This window comes from Aeromonas sp. 600948, assembly GCF_049174875.1.
In the GTDB taxonomy this organism is placed as follows: Bacteria; Pseudomonadota; Gammaproteobacteria; order Enterobacterales; family Aeromonadaceae; genus Aeromonas; species Aeromonas veronii_A.
In genome coordinates this window covers 1-1032 of the sequence record NZ_JAAKTY010000049.1, presented here as the reverse complement: position 1 = coordinate 1032, position 1032 = coordinate 1, and the positions used below count along the sequence as shown (strand labels likewise).

The 1032-nt window shown below is 48.4% G+C and carries 1 tRNA gene and 2 rRNA genes; all 3 read right to left on the bottom strand.

Annotation, left to right across the window (positions count from 1 at the left end):
* A 23S ribosomal RNA gene (locus G5182_RS20120) occupies positions 1-423 on the bottom strand; the annotation flags it as partial.
* A gap of 237 nt (positions 424-660) precedes the next feature.
* Positions 661-736: transfer RNA gene (locus G5182_RS20115), tRNA-Glu, on the bottom strand.
* A gap of 225 nt (positions 737-961) precedes the next feature.
* Positions 962-1032: ribosomal RNA gene (locus G5182_RS20110) — 16S ribosomal RNA — on the bottom strand; the annotation flags it as partial.

Sequence of the window (1032 nt, the reverse complement as noted above, 5' to 3'; positions counted from 1 at the left end):
TTTAGCCTTGGAGGATGGTCCCCCCATATTCAGACAGGATGTCACGTGTCCCGCCCTACTCGATTTCACATCAAGGTTGTTTTCGTGTACGGGGCTATCACCCTGTATCGCCGGCCTTTCCAGGACCGTTCCACTAACTTCCAAGATGCTTAAGGGCTAATCCCCGTTCGCTCGCCGCTACTGAGGGAATCTCGGTTGATTTCTTTTCCTCGGGGTACTTAGATGTTTCAGTTCTCCCGGTTCGCCTCGTTACACTATGTATTCATGTAACGATACCCAAGTTATCTTGGGTGGGTTTCCCCATTCGGAAATCTGTGAGTAATAGCGTCTCTTACCGACTTCTCACAGCTTATCGCAGGTTAGTACGTCCTTCATCGCCTCTGACTGCCAAGGCATCCACCATGTACGCTTAGTCACTTAACCATACAACCCCAAGAAGTGTCGGTGAAACCGGCACAGCTTGTTGTCGTACAACAAGGACCAAATAAAATTTGGTTTTCGCCAAGAAGTTTCCAAAGCACTTGTAACAAATGTTTGAGAACTACTTTTTAAATCAGCTTTCCAGATTGTTAAAGAGCATGTCTGCAACGGCGCAAGGCCGAAGAAAACAGAGTTAAGAATTAACTTCTTAACTCTGCATTCTTAAGATGCGAAGAGAAGTGGCGTCCCCTAGGGGATTCGAACCCCTGTTACCGCCGTGAAAGGGCGGTGTCCTAGGCCTCTAGACGAAGGGGACCCAAAATCATCTTTGCGCTGCGTCAGCAGTGCATATTTTGGGTAATGGCAAGTGCCGAGCCTGCGAGGCCGAGCGCCATTATTCACATCCCAAAACCCAATGATAGGGCTTCTCTCATCTGACCGAAGCCAGATAAGCACTGACGCTTGCGCATCAGGTCTTTGCTCTAACTACTTTGAATCAAGGCAATCTGTGTGAACACTCAACAACTTCGACATCTTAAGGTAAGGAGGTGATCCAACCCCAGGTTCCCCTAGGGTTACCTTGTTACGACTTCACCCCAGTCATGAATCACA